The sequence below is a fragment of the Actinomadura rugatobispora genome (assembly GCF_042656285.1).
In the GTDB taxonomy this organism is placed as follows: domain Bacteria; phylum Actinomycetota; class Actinomycetes; order Streptosporangiales; family Streptosporangiaceae; genus Spirillospora; species Spirillospora rugatobispora.
Genome location: NZ_JBHSON010000080.1, coordinates 1 through 12,509, shown reverse-complemented (window position 1 = coordinate 12,509; position 12,509 = coordinate 1). Strand labels below are relative to the sequence as shown.

Annotated in this window: 10 protein-coding genes and 1 pseudogene; 10 read left to right on the top strand and 1 reads right to left on the bottom strand. The window is 70.0% G+C overall.

Annotated features, from left to right (window positions below):
• The first annotated feature begins 14 nt into the window (after positions 1-14).
• From ACFPZN_RS41270 to gmd, 7 genes are all read left to right on the top strand, one after another.
• Complete coding sequence (locus ACFPZN_RS41270) at positions 15-1,205, top strand: cytochrome P450 (protein WP_378288038.1); 1,191 nt, start codon at positions 15-17, stop codon at positions 1,203-1,205.
• A 19-nt stretch (positions 1,206-1,224) separates the two neighbouring features.
• Complete coding sequence (ccrA, locus tag ACFPZN_RS41265) at positions 1,225-2,577, top strand: crotonyl-CoA carboxylase/reductase (protein WP_378288037.1); 1,353 nt, start codon at positions 1,225-1,227, stop codon at positions 2,575-2,577.
• Between the two features lie 29 nt (positions 2,578-2,606).
• A complete protein-coding gene (locus ACFPZN_RS41260) occupies positions 2,607-3,356 on the top strand; it encodes a thioesterase II family protein (protein ID WP_378288036.1) in 750 nt (249 codons plus the stop codon).
• Between the two features lie 31 nt (positions 3,357-3,387).
• Positions 3,388-4,221: an SAM-dependent methyltransferase gene (locus ACFPZN_RS41255; RefSeq protein ID WP_378288035.1), complete on the top strand. Its 834-nt coding sequence runs from the start codon at positions 3,388-3,390 to the stop codon at positions 4,219-4,221.
• Between the two features lie 46 nt (positions 4,222-4,267).
• Positions 4,268-5,482 (top strand): cytochrome P450, encoded by a 1,215-nt coding sequence (locus ACFPZN_RS41250; protein ID WP_378288034.1) that lies wholly within the window; start codon positions 4,268-4,270, stop codon positions 5,480-5,482.
• Positions 5,482-5,739 (top strand): ferredoxin, encoded by a 258-nt coding sequence (locus ACFPZN_RS41245; RefSeq protein ID WP_378288033.1) that lies wholly within the window; start codon positions 5,482-5,484, stop codon positions 5,737-5,739. The genes ACFPZN_RS41250 and ACFPZN_RS41245 overlap by 1 nt, the downstream gene beginning before the upstream one ends.
• A 76-nt stretch (positions 5,740-5,815) precedes the next feature.
• On the top strand, positions 5,816-6,850 hold the full coding sequence (gene gmd / locus ACFPZN_RS41240; RefSeq protein WP_378288032.1) for a GDP-mannose 4,6-dehydratase: 1,035 nt from the start codon (positions 5,816-5,818) through the stop codon (positions 6,848-6,850).
• A gap of 55 nt (positions 6,851-6,905) precedes the next feature.
• Here gmd and ACFPZN_RS41235 read toward each other — a convergent pair whose 3' ends face one another.
• Positions 6,906-8,135 carry a cytochrome P450 gene (locus tag ACFPZN_RS41235; protein WP_378288031.1) on the bottom strand — a complete coding sequence of 410 codons (1,230 nt, stop codon included), beginning with the start codon at positions 8,133-8,135 and terminating at the stop codon, positions 6,906-6,908.
• Positions 8,136-9,089: 954 nt separating this feature from the next.
• On the opposite strand from ACFPZN_RS41235, the pseudogene ACFPZN_RS41230 reads away from it, so the two are divergent.
• The 3 genes and pseudogenes from ACFPZN_RS41230 to ACFPZN_RS41220 all read left to right on the top strand — a co-directional run.
• Positions 9,090-9,491: pseudogene (locus ACFPZN_RS41230) on the top strand (alpha/beta hydrolase fold domain-containing protein); the annotation flags it as partial.
• Positions 9,398-11,008 (top strand): flavin-containing monooxygenase, encoded by a 1,611-nt coding sequence (locus ACFPZN_RS41225; RefSeq protein ID WP_378288030.1) that lies wholly within the window; start codon positions 9,398-9,400, stop codon positions 11,006-11,008. The pseudogene ACFPZN_RS41230 and the gene ACFPZN_RS41225, both read left to right, overlap by 94 nt.
• 1,027 nt (positions 11,009-12,035) lie before the next feature.
• Positions 12,036-12,509, top strand: a 474-nt coding sequence (locus tag ACFPZN_RS41220) for a hypothetical protein (protein WP_378288029.1), incomplete at its 3' end; no start/stop codon positions are given.

Here is a 12,509-nt window from a genome sequence, read left to right as displayed (position 1 = left end):
ACCCAGGGAGACCCATGACGAACACCCCGGCGGCGCCGAGCCTGCCCATGGCCCGCGATCGCGGCCCGTTCGATCCGCCCGCGGACCTCGCGGAGATGGCGAGGGAACCGGTCTCGCGGCTCCGCTACCCCGACGGCTCGCTCGGCTGGCTCGTGACCGGGCACGAGGAGGGCAACCAGGTCCACCTCGACCAGCGGTTCAGCGCCAAGAGCGAGCTGCGGGTCTCCCCGGTCGCCCCGGCCGGCGCGCCGAAGATGCCCGCCCCGCCCGGCATGTTCGTGTTCATGGACCCGCCGGACCACACCCGGCTGCGCAACCAGGTGGCCAAGCAGTTCACCGCCCGCCGGATGAAGCTGCTGGCCGAGGGGATCGAGGAGCTGACCGACAAGAAGATCAAGGAGATGAAGGCCGCCGGCGACACCGCCGACCTCATCGAGGCCCTCGCCAGGCCCGTTCCCGGCCAGGTCATCTGCGACATCCTCGGCGTGGCCTACGAGGACCGCGACAGCTTCCAGGCCCAGATGGAGAACCAGCTCGCCCTGGACGCCTCCCCCGAGGAGGTGATGGGCCAGTCGATGAACGTGGTCATGTTCCTGCACCAGCTCGTGGGCGCCAAGCGCGCCGCGCCCGGCGAGGACGTGATCAGCGCCCTGATCGAGGCCGGCGAGCTGCGCGACGACGAGATCGTCGGCATCGCCTTCGTGCTGCTGTTCGGCGGCCTGGAGACGGTCACCAACATGATCGCGCTGGGCACCATGGCGCTGCTCACCCACCGCGAGCAGTGGGAGCGGCTCTGCGCCGACCCCGGGCTGGTGGACGGCGCCGTCGAGGAGCTGCTGCGCTACCTGACGATCTTCCAGTACGGCACGACGATGACGGCGATGGAGGACATGCGGATCGGGGAGCAGGAGGTCAAGGCGGGGGAGATGGTGACCGTGTCGCTGGCGGCCGGGAACCGCGACCCCCGCAAGTACGACGACCCGGACGAGCTGGACGTCACCCGGAACGCGCAGAGCCACATGGCCTTCGGCCGCGGCATCCACTACTGCCTCGGGGCCCAGCTCGCCCGCGTGGAGCTGCGGATCGTGTTCGACCGCCTCGTCCGCGAGTTCCCCACGCTGCGGCTCGCCGAGCCCGCGGAGTCCGGCGAGTTCCGGGTCAATCACGAGATCTACGGCGTCGAGCGGGTCCAGGTCGCCTGGTAGCGAAAGGTCGTCCCCTTCCATGAACACCTTGTCCGATCTGGCGATCGCGGGCGCCGAGCCCGAGCGGATCGCGCAGGCGCCGGTCCCCGGCGAGTACCTGGCCACCTACATCCGGGCCGAGGACGTCGGCCTCTTCGGCGCCGACGCGGACCGGGACGTGCGCAGATCGCTGCACGTCGGGCCCGTGGCCATGCCCGAGCTGGCACCGGACGAGGTGCTCATCGCGGTGATGGCCAGCTCGGTGAACTACAACACGGTCTGGTCGGCGATGTTCGAGCCGGTGCCGACCTTCCGCTTCCTGGAGCAGTTCGCCCGCGAGGGCGGCTGGGCGGCCCGGCACGACCTGCCCTACCAGGTCGTCGGGTCCGACGCGGCGGGCGTCATCGTCCGGGTCGGGTCCGGGGTGCGGCGCTGGCGGGTCGGCGACCACGTGGTGGTGAGCCCCGCCTACGTCGACGACCAGGAGGCCGCCTCGCACGCCGACGGCATGCTCGGCGCCGAGCAGCGGGCCTGGGGCTTCGAGACCAACTTCGGCGGCCTGGCGCACTACTCGGTGGTGCGCGCGAGCCAGCTGATCCCCAAGCCGTCCCACCTCACCTGGGAGGAGGCGGCCTGCAACACGCTGTGCGCCGGCACCGCCTACCGGATGCTGGTCAGCGACCGCGGCGCCCGGATGAAGCAGGGCGACGTCGTGCTGATCTGGGGCGCCGCCGGCGGCCTGGGCGCCTACGCCGTCCAGTTCGTCAAGAACGGCGGCGGCACCCCGATCGGGATCGTCGGCTCGGAGGCCAAGGCGGAGGCGCTGCGCCGACTCGGCTGCGACGTCATCGTGCAGCGCTCGGAGTTCGGGCTGGCCGGCGACGAGGGCGCCGACCCCAGGCACAGCGTCGAGATCGGCCGCCGGCTCGGCAAGATCATCCGGCGGGCGGTCGGCGAGGACCCGCACATCGTGTTCGAGCACGTCGGCCGGGCCACCTTCGGGATCTCGATGTTCGTGGTGCGGCGCGGCGGCGCCGTCGTCACATGCGGGTCGAGCACCGGCTACCACCACGAGTTCGACAACCGCTACCTGTGGATGAAGCTGAAGCGCGTCATCGGCAGCCATGTCGCCAACCTCCAGGAGCAGTGGGAGTCCAACCGGCTCTTCCAGCAGGGCCGCATCGTGCCGACGATGGCGGAGGTCTTCCCGATGGCGGAGGTCGGCGAGGCGGCCAGGCTCGTGCAGACCAACCGGCACACCGGCAAGGTCGCGGTGCTCTGCCTCGCGCCCGAACGCGGTCTCGGGGTGACCGACCCGGCCCTGCGGGAGCGGATCGGCGCCGACCGGCTCAACCCGTTCGCGGGGCTCGCGACGAGCGCGCTGGTCGGCTGATGGGCGCCGAGCGAACGGATCCGGGGCCGGTGACCGGCGTCGGAACGGACCAGCGGTGGGTGCGGCGCTACCGGCCCGCCCCGGACGCCGTCCAGCGGCTGGTGTGCCTGCCGCACGCCGGCGGCTCGGCCAGCTTCTACCTGCCCGCCGCGCACGCCCTCGCGCCCCGCGTCGACGTGCTCGCCGTCCAGTACCCCGGCCGGCAGGACCGCCGGGGCGAGCCGTGCGTCGAGTCGATCCCCGAGCTCGCCGACCACATCGCCGAGGTGCTGCGGGACTGGGCGGACCTGCCGCTCAGCCTGTTCGGGCACAGCATGGGCGCGACGCTCGGGTTCGAGGTCGCGCGGCGCCTGGAGGCGTCCGGCGTCCGCCCGGCGGTGCTGTTCGCCTCCGGCCGGCGGGCGCCGAGCCGGCTGCGCGACGAGCGGCACCACCTGCTGGACGACGCCGGGCTGCTCGCCGCCGTCCGCGAGCTCGGCGGCTCCGCGCCGGAACTGTTCGAGGACGACGAGGTCCGGCGCATGGTCCTGCCCGCGATCCGCAGCGACTACCGCGCGGTGGAGACCTACCGGTACCGGCCCGGCCCGCCGCTGAGCTGCCCGATCGTCGCGCTCACCGGTGACGCCGACCCGAAGGTGACCGTCCCGGAGGCGCGGGCGTGGGCCGAGCACACCGACTCCTCGTTCGCGCTGCACGTGTTCCCCGGCGGGCACTTCTACCTGACCGACCGCTTCATCGCGGTCATGGACGTGATCACCGAACGGCTCGCGGTCCGGTGACGGACCCCCGCACACCTCTCACGGAGCACTGATGACGGCACAGCAGCGCATTCCCCCGCCCGACGAGATCGTGGACTTCTACGACCTGACCGGCCCCGTGTTCAGCGAGGTCTGGGACGGCAACTTCCATGTCGGCTACTGGGAGGACGACAAGGACCCGGCCTCGATCCAGGAGGCGACCGACCGGCTCACCGACCAGGTGCTCGGCCGGCTCCCCGTCGGCCCCGGCGACCGGGTCCTCGACGTGGGCTGCGGGATCGGCAAGCCCGCCGTGCGGCTCGCCGAGCGGACCGGCGCCGAGGTCGTGGGGATCAGCACCAACCGGGGACAGGTCGAGCAGGCGGCCGCGCGCGCGGCCGCGGCGGGCCTGGCCGACCGCGTCCGGTTCGCCTACGCGGACGCGATGGACCAGCCGTTCGGCGACGCCGAGTTCGACGCCGTGTTCGCGCTGGAATCGATCATCCACATGGACCGTCCGCGCGCCCTCGCCGAGATGGCCCGGGTGCTGCGGCCGGGCGGCCGGCTGGTGCTGACCGACATGATCGAGACCGCGCCGGAGGGCTCCTCCCAGCCCTCGGTCGCCGAGGCCGCCTTCGGCGCGACCGACTTCGTCCCGCTGCCCCGGCTGGCCGAGTACCGCGACCTGCTGCCCGCCGCCGGGCTGGAGGCCGTCGAGCTGCTGGACATCACCGCGCACACCCAGCACACGATGCTGCGCCTCGGCCCGGACCTCGCCCGGATCCACGGCCACGTCCACGAGCGCTTCGGCGCCGGGGCCGACGCGCTGCTGAAGCGGGTCATGGTCTCGGTGTCCGGGGCGGCGGAGATCGGCTACATGATCGCCGTCGCGCGGCGGCCCGCATGACCGGCGCACCAGACCCCTGGCCCCGGACCGACCTGAGGAGCACCACGTGACCATCGACTCGTCCACCGCGAGCCCCGAGTTCGACTTCCCGTTCGAGGAGTCCGAGCGCCTCGAACTCGACCCGCGCTACCTCTCGCTGCGCCGCGAGACGCCCGTCATCCGGGTCAGGCTGCCCCACGGAACCCGCGACGCCTGGCTCGTCACCGGCTACGACGAGGCCCGCGCCGTGCTGAGCGACCCCCGGTTCAGCCTGGCCGCCTGCACCCACCGCGACGTGCCGCGGGTGACCCCGAACCCGCTGCCCGAGGGCAGCCTGCTGTCCATGGACGGCCCCGAGCACGCCCGGCTCCGCCGGCTGGTCGCCAAGACCTTCACCATGCGCCGGGTGGAGAGCCTGCGGCCGCGCGCCGTCGAGGTCACCGAGGGCCTGATGGACGAGATGGCCGAGCAGGGCGCGCCGGCGGACCTGGTGGAGTCGTTCGCGATGAAGCTGCCGATCATCATGATCTGCGAGCTGCTCGGCGTCCCCCTGGTGGAGCGCGCCCGCTTCCACTCCTTCGCCCGGACCGTCCTGTCGAACAAGGGCATCACGCCCGAGGAGATCGGCATCGCCGCGGGCGAGATCTACTCCTACATCGTGCAGCTCATCGCCGAGCGCCGGGAGGAGTCGGCGGACGACCTGATCAGCGCGCTGATCGAGGTCCGGGACGAGCGCGGGGCGCTGAGCGAGCACGAGCTGGTGCTGCTGGTCATGAGCCTGCTGATCGGCGGCAACGAGGGCACCGCCAACGCGATCGGCAACTTCATGTACACGCTGCTGTCCAACCGGCACCTGTGGGACCAGCTCGTCGAGGACCCCGAGCTGGTCACCGACGCGATCGAGGAGCTGCTCCGGGTCACCCCGCTGGTGGCGGGCGGCGGCTTCACGCGGGTGGCGCTGGAGGACGTCCAGATCGGCGACGTGCTCGTCCGCAAGGGCGAGGCGGTCATCTCGCAGCTCGACGTGACCAACCGCGACGAGCGGATCTTCGAGGGCGCCGAGGAGTGCGACTTCAGCAAGAAGCGCAAGACGCACATGAGCTTCGGGCACGGCATCCACCACTGCCTGGGCGCAGCCCTGGTCCGGATGGAGATCGCCGTGGCGCTCACCGGCCTGATCCAGCGGTTCCCCAACCTGCGGATCGCGGTACCCGAGGACGAGCTGCCGTGGAAGAAGGGCACCCTCGACCGCGGCCTGCACGGGCTGCCGGTGGCCTGGTGATGGCCGTGCGCTGGCGCCTGGCGGTCACCGAGGACTGCATCGGCTCCGGGCTGTGCATCGGCAGCTCCGCGGATCACTTCCAGCTCGTGGACGGGTTCTCGCAGCCGGTGACCGCCGAGGTGGAACCCGGCCACGACGTCTACGACATCGCCTTCCAGTGCCCGGTCGAGGCGATCGTGCTCACGGACGCGGAGACGGGCGAGCCGGTCCTGGCCGACCCGGTGGCGGCCCGCGTCTACGGACAGCAGCGGGCATGAGCCTGCCCAGCCGAACGCACGCCGGCCGGCAGCGGTGCGCGAACGCGCCGCTGCCGGGCGGCACGAGGAGGCGCCGATGAGAACCGCGCTGGTCACCGGGATCTCCGGTCAGGACGGCGCCTACCTGGCCCAGCTCCTGCTGGAGAAGGGGTACCGGGTCTACGGCGCCTACCGCCGGACGAGCTCGGCCAACTTCTGGCGCATCGAGGAACTGCGCATCCGGGACCACCCGTGCCTGAGCCTGGTCGAGTACGACCTGACCGACCTGGGCAGCAGCATCCGGCTGCTGGAGGCGACCCGCGCCGACGAGATCTACAACCTCGCCGCGCAGAGCTTCGTCAGGGTGTCCTTCGACCAGCCGGTGACGACCGCGCAGATCACCGGGGTCGGCGCGCTGAACCTGCTGGAGGCCGTCCGCACCGTGCGGCCCGAGGCGCGCTTCTACCAGGCGTCCTCCTCGGAGATGTTCGGCATGGCGCAGCAGGTCCCGCAGAACGAGTCGACGTCGTTCTACCCCCGCAGCCCGTACGGCATCGCGAAGCTCTTCGCGCACTGGATGACCGTGAACTACCGCGAGGCGTACGGCCTGTTCGGGGTGAGCGGGATCCTGTTCAACCACGAGTCGCCGCTGCGCGGCCGGGAGTTCGTCACCCGGAAGATCACCGACGGGGTCGCCCGGATCAAGCTGGGCAAGCTGGAGACGCTCGAGCTCGGCAACCTCGACGCCCAGCGCGACTGGGGCTTCGCCCGCGAGTACGTCGAGGGCATGTGGCGGATGCTGAACGCCGACACGCCCGACACCTTCGTGCTGGCCACCAACCGCACCGTGTCCGTCCGCGACTTCGTGACCCTGTCGTTCCGGGCGGCGGGGATCGAGCTGCGGTGGCGGGGCGGCGGCCTGGACGAGCGGGGCGTCGACGCCGAGACCGGCCGCGAGCTGGTCCGGGTCAATCCGCAGTACTACCGCGCCGCCGAGGTGGACCTGCTGTTCGGCGACGCGTCCAAGGCCAGGAAGGTACTCGGCTGGCAGGCCGAGACGACCGTGGACGAGCTGGCCGCGATGATGGTCGACGCCGACATCGAACGCCACCTGCGCGGCACCATCGTCTGAGCGGAGGACGGGGCCGTGTCCGTGGGGCCGGCCCCTACCGCGGAGGTCAGGCGGGTCATTTCGTGGGTGAATACCGGACCCGCATTGTGGCCGGCCCGGACACGAGCGTCGAGGCCAGCCAACTGACCGGCTCGGCGAGTTCGAGGTCCGGAATGCGCCGCAGGACCTCGCGCACCATGACCCGTCCCTGAAGCCTTCCCACGTGCACCCCGAGGCAGTAGTGCCCGGAGAAACCGAAAGAGATGTGGGGATTCGGCGAACGAAGGACGTCGAACCGCTCGGGGTTCTCGAATTTCGCCGGGTCGGAGTTGGCGGCGCCGTACCACGGGATGACCGCGTCGCCGCGTTCGATCCGCTGCCCGAGGAGGACGGTGTCGCGCGTGGCGATGCGGTAGACGTGGGCGACCGGGCTCAGCCATCGCAGCATCTCCTCGACGGCGGCGCCGATCCCGCCGTCGAGATCTTCCATCAGCAGGGCGCGTTGGTCCGGGTTCTGCAGCAGGGCCAGGATCCCGCCCGCGATGAGGTTGCGCGTCGTGTCGCTGCTCCCGTGGACGAGGAGTCCGAGGTTGGGAACGAACGCCTCCTCGTCCATCGGCTCGTCGCCGATCATGCCGAAGGCGAGCCGGGTCGAGATGTCGTCCGCCGGGTTGGCGCGCTTCTCCCGCCAGACCTGCCGGCAGTACTCGCCCTCGGCCTCCCTGGCGGCGCGGACCGCCTCCGGATCCTGCGTGTCCGAAACCCCGTGGATCGTCTCGACGTGCCGGTAGAGGGCCACCGCGTCGGAGCGCGGGATGCCGAGCAGGTCGGCGCCCACGTACGAGGCCATCTTCCCGGCGACGTCCTGGACGAACTCGCAGGTGCCCCGCTCGCTCATCTCGTCGATGATGTCGCCGGCGATCTCGCGGAAGCGGGCCTCCCGCCGCTTGACCATGCGCGGCGTGAACCAGCCGCTGATGATCTTCCGGAGCAGCGCGTGCCGCGGATCGTCGAGCATGATGAAGGCACTGTTGCGCTCGACCTCTTCGGGAAGATCCAGCTTTCCGAGGTAGCCGTGCGACGAATACAGGTCGTTGTGCCGCAGAACCGTGTGCACGCCCTCGTAGCTGGTGACCGCCCAGAATCCGGCCCCGTATCTGGCGTCGCGGGCGGGCTCGGGCTGAGAGTGCCAATAGACGGGGTGGTTCTCGCGCAGCCAACGGAATTGGTCGAGTGGTTGGCCGTCAGCCCATGCCGCGACGGACAGCAGGTTGATCGCCTGAGCCCCTTCTTCGGTCACGGTCACTGTCGTGCTCCTTCCTTCGCGCACACGGTCCCCGAGACTCGTCCGATCATCTCTCATGTGGTTGAGGTGCTGCCCTGGCCCGTGACCCTGCCCTATCGCCACCATTGTCCTTGACAGGCACTGTGGGGAACCGAAGCGCGTTGGTCGTGCCAACTGATCGCTGTGCCAGACGCTGGGGCCACGGCCTCGCTAGCATGTCCACCGTGACGGGGGAGGGCATGGTGCTCAGCGGGCGCGCGTCGCGCGGTGAGCGTCGCCCTGACGGTGACCGTCACCTCATTGCTGCGGTCGTCGCGACCTGCACTCATACGAGACCGCCACCATTACCTGCCTCTATCGAGGGCCCGCTTGGTTCCGATCCGGGCATTCGCAGCGAGCCGCGTGTCCTCGCCCGGCGGGCGAATTCGCTCAAATGGACGAGCGGACGGAACGCGGCCGAGAAGTGCTTGTGGAGGCCGGCGGACGGCGGCATGCACGACTCGCACCCGAACGCTTTACGTGAACCCAGGAGCGTTACGGCGCAGGCCACCCGGTGCCGTCGCGGCGATGGACCAGCGCGCCGCCACCGGCGAGGCGCGATCCAGCGCGAGCCCGGACCGCCGTTGACACCCGACCGAACGGTGGGCACGCTGGAGGACGGCCACGAATCGCGTGTCTCATCACCTCTCCTGGTGCCCCGATTCACAAGCCGAGGTGGACATGGCTCTCGACGATGCGACCGCGCGCTTCCCCACCCAGATGGCCGAGCCGGGCACGAAATGACTCCCGGGGAGGCCCGCCGACTCGGCGCGTACGACCCGGGTCCGCCGCCGCCCGCCCTCGTCCGCCCGGTCGCTACGCCGACCTGGACCTCGATGCGGGGAAACGGCTCATGCTCAACCGGGACGCGATGAGCCGGTACCGCGACCATGACGCACAAGGGCTCCCGCGACACCCCGGACGCCTCTCCGCTACGGGGCGGCCGATCTGACGGGCCGGCCACCGGCGGTTGTGCTCACCGCCGAACACGACGTACTCCGAGACGACCATGAGGCCCACGCCGAGCTGCCTCGTTCCGCGAGCGTCGCGGTGGCGCATCACCGCTTCCCAGGCCGGATACACGGCTTCTCCACCTTCGTCGATGTGCTTCCGGAGGGAATGAGGAGCCGTCCTTTGCCAGTGAGCAGATCCAGAAGCATCGGTCCGGCGCCACCGTGGCCTCGTTCTGACGCTGAACTTCCCGCCCCACACGGCACATCCCCCCTCTCGGAAGGCAGATCCACATGTCCGGATCGGAGCGCACAGTCGACGCCGTCATCGTCGGAGCCGGGTTCGCGGGGCTCTACCAGCTCTACCGATTCCGCGAACTCGGCCTGACCGCCCGCGTGTTCGAGGCGGCGCCGGACGTCGGCGGGACCTGGTACTGGAACCGCTACCCCGGCGCCCGCTGCGATGTCGAGAGCATGTCCTACTCCTATTCCTTCTCCCCGGAACTGGAGCAGGAGTGGACCTGGACCGAGAAGTATCCGCCGCAACCGGAGATCCTGCGGTACCTCAACCACGTCGCCGACCGGTTCGAGCTGCGCGAGGACATCACGTTCTCCACGAAGGTCACCGGCGCGACCTGGGACGACGGCGCCAAGCGGTGGACGGTCACGACCGACGGCGGCGAGACCGTCACCGCTCGGTACGTCGTGATGGCGACCGGGTCCCTGTCGGTACCGAAGGATCCAGAAGTTCCCGGGATCGAGCGCTTCCAGGGGAAGATCTACCGCACGGCGGACTGGCCGCACGAAGGCGTCGACTTCACCGGCCTGCGACTCGGCGTCATCGGGACCGGCAGCTCCGGCATCCAGGTCATCCCGCTCGTGGCCGGGCAGGCCGCCGACACCACCGTGTTCCAGCGGACCCCGAACTTCACGCTCCCGGCCGGGAACCGGCTCCTCACCGACGCGGAGATCGCCGAGCGGAAGGCGAACTACCGGGAGTGGCGGGAGGCGCAGCGCCGGTCCGGCTTCGGCGTTCCGGTCCCAGTGGCCGAGAAGTCGGCGTTCGAGGTGAGCGAGGAGGAGCGCAACGCCACCTATCAGGCGGCCTGGGATCAGGGGTCACTCATGCCCATCCTCACCGCGTTCACCGATTCGATCACCGCCCAGGCGGCCAACGACACCGCGGCGGAGTTCGTCCGCGGCAAGATCCGCGAGATCGTCGAGAACCCCGAGGTCGCCGAGAAGCTCTGCCCCACCACGTACCCGATCGGCATCAAACGGCCGTGCCTGGACACCGACTACTACGCCACGTTCAACAAGGACAACGTCCACCTGGTCGACCTGCGGCAGACCCCGCTGGCCGAGTTCACCGACAGGGGGATCCGCACGGCGGAGCGGGAGTACGAGTTCGACGCCATCATCCTCGCCACCGGCTTCGACGCCATCACCGGCGCGCTCACCGCGATCGACATCCGCGGCCGGGACGGGGTGCGGCTCACCGACAAATGGTCGGACGGCCCTCGCTCGTACCTGGGCCTGGCGGTCGCCGGCTTCCCGAACCTCTTCACGATCACCGGGCCGCTGAGCCCGTCGGTGCTGTCCAACATGGTCGTCTCGATCGAACAGCACGTCGACTTCGTCACTCAGGCGGTCACACATCTGAGGGACAACGGCTACGCGGCCCTCGACGCGAACGTCCAGGCCGAGGGCGCGTGGGTGGCCCACGTCGACGAGGTCGCGCACTACACGCTCTACCCGACCGCCGACACTTATTACAATGGCGCGAACGTACCCGGTAAACCGCGGGTCTTCCTCGCGTACGCCGGCGGGGTCGGGACCTATCGGGAGCACTGCGAACAAGTCGCGGCCAAGGGGTATGAGGGATTCGACTTTATTCCTGCGTAGCGGCGGAATTGATTGTCGATCTGCGCCCGCCCCGGCCGATCGGCCGGGGCGGGCGAGGCCGGCGTTTCCCGGAAAGAGCAACATGCGTCCGTCTTTTGGCCGCACACGTGGCCTCGATCCCGATGAGATCTCCCACGCCGCTTCTAGGGTCTCTGCTGTGAACTCGGTATCCGATTCCGGGCTGGTGCCGGGGCCGAGCGGCGGCAATGTGCGCGGGGGGCCGACGACTCCGACCGGCGACGGCATGCGGCCATGCCGGCGGCGCTTGAGCAGATCCGCGCTCCCTCGACTCTGGACATGGCCGAGCCGGTCGCCCGGGCATCGCTGCTACCCGGCGCCGACGGGTCGCCATCATCGACGTCGACCTGACTCACCGGCAGGTGTTCGGCCGTGCCGAATCCGCACTCACCCCTGGCCGGTGTCCCCGGCCCGCCCGCCAGGGCCCAACCGGAGAAACTGGGCAGAACGGCTGATAGCCCATGCCCGCAACCGACCGGCGGCTCAGCAACCCAAGCCAGAACCGCCTGCAAGAGCACTCCCGATATCCATCGGTGGATCGAGGCTGAGGCTCCCCGAGCATCTTTCACGATCTACGACGGGAGGGGATGCCGACGGCCGCCACCGTGGCGGCCGCTGGCATGCCTGCGATCTTGGCAACCGCCCGGATCTCGCCATGCGACGGTTCGTGGGCCTGGGCCGGCCCTTGGCACTCGGCAGCGGCCACGCCGCGCGGGCATCACCTCTGGCCAGGACCATGACCGTACTGTGGCGACTCCTCGAATGCAGGGCCGACGCCCCGTCCCGGTCTTCGGGACCCCTAGGATACTGGTGAGCATGCATTAACTACCGAACCCTGTTCGGTGATTCCATGTCTCATTCGCCGGGTGCGGGAGAAAATCGAAGTTTGAGTGACTGCCCGCACCTGCGAGCGTTATGGTGCATTCCCATCGGACTCACTTCCGTAATGTTCGCAGTGCGGCGAGGGTTGCGCACATCCCGTCGCGCCATGCTCAGAAGGACGCGATGGATGGCAGCACAAGCAGGCCGGCCGGCAGTTGAACGAGACGCGCTGGAACACGCGTTCCGGGTTTGGCTGATACTGATCATCGTCGCGGGCGGCGCCTGGTTGGGAACTCTTCTGATCCTGGACCGCATCGGTCCTTGGAGCGCCTCGATCGGCGGCCTGGCGGCGCTGATCGTCAGCCTGGCGCTCGCGGTCGCGGCCTATCACGCCCGGTACGCGCGTAGCGTCCGCGACTGGGTGTCTCACCGGGAGAGCGACGATGACCGGTTGGAGAGGCGGTTGCGTGAGTTGGTCGATGGGCCGTTGCCTGATTTGATCGGGCGGCTTCGTGCGGGGGCGTCGCCGCAGGAGACGCTGGCTGATCTGAAGGCTGTTCCCGATCATCTGCTGGGCCGTTTGGTGCATGTGGTGGCTGAGGGTGTGGCGTCGGGTGAGCGTGATGCGGCGGTGGCGCGTGGCGAGTTGGAGTCTTTGGAT

What these genes read in the sequence shown, in the direction of transcription:
- gmd (WP_378288032.1), top strand. Translation starts at nt 5,816, where the DNA reads ATGAGAACCGCGCTGGTCACCGGGATCTCCGGTCAGGACGGCGCCTAC.
- ACFPZN_RS41225 (WP_378288030.1), top strand. Translation starts at nt 9,398, where the DNA reads ATGTCCGGATCGGAGCGCACAGTCGACGCCGTCATCGTCGGAGCCGGG.
- ACFPZN_RS41245 (WP_378288033.1), top strand. Translation starts at nt 5,482, where the DNA reads ATGGCCGTGCGCTGGCGCCTGGCGGTCACCGAGGACTGCATCGGCTCC.
- ACFPZN_RS41255 (WP_378288035.1), top strand. Translation starts at nt 3,388, where the DNA reads ATGACGGCACAGCAGCGCATTCCCCCGCCCGACGAGATCGTGGACTTC.
- ACFPZN_RS41270 (WP_378288038.1), top strand. Translation starts at nt 15, where the DNA reads ATGACGAACACCCCGGCGGCGCCGAGCCTGCCCATGGCCCGCGATCGC.
- ccrA (WP_378288037.1), top strand. Translation starts at nt 1,225, where the DNA reads ATGAACACCTTGTCCGATCTGGCGATCGCGGGCGCCGAGCCCGAGCGG.